This window comes from Candidatus Electronema sp. TJ (assembly GCF_048287355.1).
GTDB lineage: Bacteria > Desulfobacterota > Desulfobulbia > Desulfobulbales > Desulfobulbaceae > Electronema.
Window position 1 is genome coordinate 2,272 of sequence record NZ_JBLWEP010000118.1, and the last position, 5,193, is coordinate 7,464.

General features: G+C 63.3%; 5 protein-coding genes and 1 pseudogene. 2 read left to right on the top strand and 4 right to left on the bottom strand.

Features of this window, described 5'->3' with window-relative positions:
- Together ACNKID_RS09025 and ACNKID_RS09030 are read left to right on the top strand one after the other, a co-directional pair.
- Positions 1–183, top strand: a pseudogene (locus tag ACNKID_RS09025) (S-methyl-5-thioribose-1-phosphate isomerase); the annotation flags it as partial.
- Positions 184–246: 63 nt separating this feature from the next.
- The gene (locus ACNKID_RS09030) at positions 247–870 is read left to right on the top strand and encodes a M23 family metallopeptidase (RefSeq protein ID WP_417913103.1); all 624 of its coding nucleotides are present in this window, start codon (positions 247–249) and stop codon (positions 868–870) included.
- Between the two features lie 2 nt (positions 871–872).
- Here ACNKID_RS09030 and ACNKID_RS09035 read toward each other — a convergent pair whose 3' ends face one another.
- The 4 genes from ACNKID_RS09035 to ACNKID_RS09050 all read right to left on the bottom strand — a co-directional run.
- Positions 873–1,853 (bottom strand): FAD-dependent thymidylate synthase, encoded by a 981-nt coding sequence (locus ACNKID_RS09035; protein ID WP_417913104.1) that lies wholly within the window; start codon positions 1,851–1,853, stop codon positions 873–875.
- Entirely contained in the window at positions 1,820–2,890 is a 1,071-nt protein-coding gene (locus ACNKID_RS09040; RefSeq protein ID WP_417913105.1) for an SDR family NAD(P)-dependent oxidoreductase, read from the bottom strand. The genes ACNKID_RS09035 and ACNKID_RS09040 overlap by 34 nt, the downstream gene beginning before the upstream one ends.
- Before the next feature lie 3 nt (positions 2,891–2,893).
- Positions 2,894–3,958, bottom strand: coding sequence for a hypothetical protein (locus tag ACNKID_RS09045; RefSeq protein ID WP_417913106.1), 1,065 nt, complete (start codon positions 3,956–3,958; stop codon positions 2,894–2,896).
- Positions 3,959–4,357: 399 nt separating this feature from the next.
- Positions 4,358–5,193, bottom strand: an 836-nt coding sequence (locus tag ACNKID_RS09050; protein WP_417913107.1) for a tetratricopeptide repeat protein, incomplete at its 5' end; no start/stop codon positions are given.

Sequence of the window (5,193 nt, forward strand, 5' to 3'; positions counted from 1 at the left end):
GTCTCCGGCCTGGCTGAAGACGGCCAGGTGCGGCGGGTGCGCATCGCCCCGGAGCAGACGCAGGCAGCCAATCCAGCCTTTGATGTGACTCCGGCCCGCTTAGTCACCGGCCTGATCACCGAGCGCGGCATCTGCGCGGCCAGCACGGCAGGTCTGCGCAGCCTCTTCCCGGAGCAAGCTTGACAGCGCGTCTCTTTCATGCGACAGTACATGACACACCGTTCAATGACCGCTGAGATCAGTTAGATGTTCCGTTTGCCTCTTGCAGTTGTCCTGCTGACAGCATGGCCTTGCTCCTCCGCGCAGGCCACTCAAGGCCATGTGCTGGCCAAGGGCTTGGTCTACCAGGCCGCGACCTACATGCGGCATCCTCAGTTCGGCACCCATCCCAGCTATTACGGCTGCCGCCCAGAGCAGGTGGTGGACATCAACATCGGTGCGCACAGCCACGATGACGAGGGCATGCCTCTGTTCGCCCCGGAAGACGGCACGGTACGCATAGTCCACCGCAACACCAACGCCTGGGGGCATTCCTTGGAATGGCGGAACCTCGCCGGCACGGAGCGGCTCTTTCTCGCCCATCTGAAGAACATCTGGGCCATTGGCGCGGTGCGGGCAGGCGAGCGGATTGCGGAGATCGGCGGCACCGGAGGCTGGAAGCCGCATCTGCATATCGAAAGCTCGCGTGGCTGGCTGGAGCTGTCCGGCAGCATCGTCGCGCCGCCGGTCAACCCCTATGGGAATGGGATGTTCTTTGTCTCCAACGGCCCGGCGAACAGCAAACCGCAGGAGTTCTTCGCTGTCGAGCCGGCTGTGATTGCGCCGCGCAGCCCCTTGGAGCTGGGCGGCAGCGGCATGGTCTGGCCATAGACTCAGGCGGACAACGCCGCGAACCGCCGCGCAAACTCCTCCCGCAAGGGAACCATCACCTCGCGCATGGACGGCTCCGCCACCTTGGAGCAGCGCAGCCTGAAGATGTGCCGCCACTGCTCCAGGTTGGCATAGACAATGATCTCGGTCTTGCAGGAATTGGGCAGCACAGTGCGGGCCGCCTGCGCGGTGGAGGTCTCCAGCAGGCGCAGATAGAGCCGCTCCGTCTCCTCCATGGCCTGCCGCCAGAGCGCGTATTCCTCGCTGTCCTCCTCCCAGAACATCGGCCTGATGAACGTCACCTCGCTGCCGAACTTGTCCGCGCTGTAGCGGCAGTACCGCTGCGACTCCTGTAGGAAGCTGCATGCGCGGTGCCGGACCAGCTCATGCGTCACCGCCCGGTTGACAACGAACCGCACCGCAACATGCCGGTGCTTGAGCAGCTTGTCAGGCGGCAGCCGCTCCACCTCGTCCAGCGGCATCTTGCGCACGGTGATGGACGGCGCAGGGGCAAGCCCGCCGTGCGGCAGGACAGCGCTGAAGAAATACGGATGCCGCTCATGGAGCAGGGCGCAGGCTGCCCTGACGACGGCGCAGTCCGGCTGGCTGACCAGCAGCTCGCGCCAGGCGCGGATGCTGGCGGTGATCAGCAGGCGGCTGCCGTCGCGGCTGATGTGCAGGTACTTGGGCTGGCGCAGGAAGAGATCAGCCGCCGCGCTGTCGTCCGCGCAAAGCTCCAGCGTGACCACGCCCATCTCCAGCACCGAGTTGTGGCCGTGCTCGGCCATCTTGGCGACAAAGGGCAGGGCGGACTCCTGCGTGATGCGGTCTTCGCTCTTGTAGCAGATGCGGCCGCAGTACTCAATGCGGACAGCGAGGCTCTGCTGGTCAAGCTGATCAAGGATGGCAAAGGACGGGGCGATGATGTTCATAGTTCGGCAGTCACTTCTCAGAGGACAGAGGATGGAGGCGGGCAGGGGCATTCATGCAGTTTCCAGCAGGAGTTGCACGGCCTGCCGCACCCCTGCTCCGCCTGCCGCAGCCAGCGCACCAGCCGGTCCAGGCCTTCCTCGGTGGAGACCAGCTCTTTGTAGCCGAGCAGCTCTTCCGCCCGTTTCTTGCTGAACCAGTGCGACATGGCCAGCTGCTCGGCCAGGAAGCGGGTCATCCTCGGCTCATGCTCCCTCTTCAGGGCCGTGTGCGCCTTCTCCAGCAGCCAGCCCAGCATCCTGGCGTTGCGCAGGCTGATCCGCTTCGTCACCTGCGGCACGTCCATGCGCCTGAACAGCTCGTTGATCCACGGCCAGAGCAGCACCGGCTCTTTCTGGCCGATGAAGAAGACCTTGCCGGCTATGTCGCGGCTGCTGAGCAGGCTCTGCTCAGCCAGCAGATGGGCGTGGACCACGTTGTCTATGTAGCTGATGTCCACCCGGTTCTGACCGTTGCCGACTATGCGCAGGCGGCCTGCGCGGCCACGGGCCAGCAGGCGGGGGATCAGGTTGGTGTCACCCGGCCCCCAGACCAGATGCGGGCGGATGGCCGCTGTGCGCAGGCCCCTGTCATTGGCGAGCAGGACTTCCCGCTCGGCCATGATTTTGGTGGCCGCGTAATGGCAGAGCGGGCGCAGGGAATGGGGCATAAGCTCGTTGCCGCCCTCAATGTCCCGCCCGTCAAAGACCACCGAGGGCGTGGAGGTCTGCACCAGCGCCTGCACCTTGTGCTTGCAGCAGGCATCGAGGACATTGCAGGTGCCTGTATAGTTGATGCCGTAATACTCCTCATAGCTGCCCCAGATGCCTGCTTTGGCCGCGACATGAAAGACGCTGGCGCAGCCCTCGACCGCCCGGCTGACCGCTTCCGCGTCGCGCAGGTCGCCTTGCAGACAGACCGCCCCGACAGCTTCTGCGGCAGGGTAGCGGTTCCTGCCGAAGACCCACACGTCGCGGCCTTGGCGGCGCAGCTCCCGCACCAAGGCCAGACCAATGAAGCCGCCGCCGCCGGTGACTAATACAGTGCTCATCTGTCACGTCCCCTGGCTGAGGTCGAGAATGTCCACCAGCCTGTTGCCATAGGAAGTTCTGACCAGCGCGAGCAGGGCGGCGTAGTCGCTCACCATCAGCTCAAGGCTGGTCACGCCGCTGTCCGACCAGCCGTTCAGGGTGTAGATGCCGTCGTCAGCAGCCCGCACCTCGTCGCCTTTCTGCCCGCCTTCCGTCATGTCCAGCAGACAAAAGCGCAGCTCGTTGTCCGGGGTGTTGTAGACCGCCTGCACGCGCAGCCGCACTGTGTCGACATACAGGGTTCCGTCGGACACCGTGACCAGAGGCGTTGCGCCGCCGCTGCTCAATATGCCTGCGTTGCTGCCGATCTGCACGGCCAGCGGTGTGCGCAGCAGGTGTTTGTAGATGCCGGTGCGCGGCGAGCCGTGCTCGGTGTAATGCGTGGTGACAGAGAGGCGGTATTCATTGTTGTGCGGCGCGGTCTGGGCAGGCACGTCCGGCATAAGGATGATCTCGCTGTTGGAGATCGTGCCGATGCGGCTCTGCACTGCGCTGCCGCTGCTGGTGCCCTCGATCAGGCAGCGCGAGGCAGGGTCGCTGCGGTCAAAGGCGAGGTTGCTGCCGGTGATGCGCAGCATTCCGTCCGAGCGCAGCACGTCGCGCAGGCCCAGCACCGTGTCTTCCGCAGAGCTTATGACCGGCAGCTTCTCCGCCGAGGCCACGCGCTCGGCCTGCGCATTCTGGCAGAAGTCCTCGGCAAAGGGAACCGAGACGCGGACATTGACATGCAGGCAGTCCTTCAGCGGCGGCAGCGGGTCGTCCGGGCTGTCCAGCTTGCCAGTGAAGGAGGGAAACCAGGTGCAGCAGCCCTCTTTCGTCACCTGCTCGCCGTCCAGCAGCCGGGCCATGATCGCCTCGTCCTCGGCATTGAGGATGGTCAGGATGTCCGCCCTGCTGAAGTTGGGATGGCTCAGGGCGATGTCGGCGGCAATGTCCTCGCGGCCCGCCGAGCCGCGCGACACAAAACGGATGCGGCAGGAATAGGGCGTGGTCAGAGGATTCTCTTCGACTGAGTACTGGATAGGCATGGCAGTTCTCCGTGGATATGAGGACGGGTGACGGCGGCAGAGGGTGCCGCCCCGCATGAGTGTACCTATTCGCGCGTTTTTTATCAAGCGGACAGCGCGATGAAGTTGCAACGTAATGGAACTCAGAGTTGCAACGTAATGGAACGGTGAGTTCCAACCTAATGGAACTGAGGGTTGCAACCTAATGGAACTGAGGGTTGCAACCTAATGGAACAGTGGGTTCCAACGTAATGGAACTGAGGGTTGCATTATAATGGAACTCCAAGCAGCACTGCGCCGCTGCTGAGCAAGCCAGCAGGGAGACTCCCGCCGCCGCGTTTGGCGCAGGATCATTCGCAGGGGCAGACCTGCGTGTCTGCCCGTTGATGCAGCAGCAGGGGCGGACACATAGGTCCGCCCCTACCTGCCCCGCAGCTGGGCGCGAACTCGTTCCAAACCTTGGCGAAAATCCTCCAGCTGGGGATGACCAAGCTCCTCAGCAAGCTGCACGGTGCGGCTCATGTATGCTTCCGCCTTGCGCAGGTCGCCGCGCTTCTTGTAGATCATACCAATATTCCAGCTCGTCACCGCTTCGCCTGCCTTGTCGCCAATCTCCTGCTGGATGCGCAGGCTTTGCTCCAGATACTTCAGGGCGGTAGCGTAGTCGCCCCGCGCCCAGTGAATCCCGCTGATGTTGTTCAGCGTTCCTCCTTCATGGGCCTTATCGCCTATCTCACGGAAGAGGACAAGGTTCTGCTCCAGATACTTCAGGGCAGTAGTGTAGTCGCCCCGCGCTCGGTATATCCCGGCGATGTTGTTCAGCGTCGCACCTTCGCCTGCCTTGTCGCCAATCTCCTGCCTGATGCGCAGGCTCTGCTCCAGATACTTCAGGGCGGTAGCGTAGTCGCCCCGCGCATCGTAAATCTGGCTGATGTTGTTCAGCGTGGTGCCTTCCACTGTCTTGTCGCCAACCTCCTGCATGATGTGTAGGCTCTGCTCCAGATACTTTAGGGCGGTAGCGTAGTCGCCCTTGGCATACGCAATCGTAGCGAGGTTGTTCAGCGTTGCGCCTTCGCCTGCCTTGTCGCCAATCTCCTGCCTGATGCGCAGGCTTTGCTCCAGATACTTGAGGGCGGTGGGGTAGTCGCCCTGCGCATGGTAAATCTGGCTGATGTTGTTCAGCGTCGTGCCTTCGCCTGCCTTGTCGCCAATCTCCCGGCGGATGCTCAGGCTCTGCTCCAGATACTTCAGGGCGG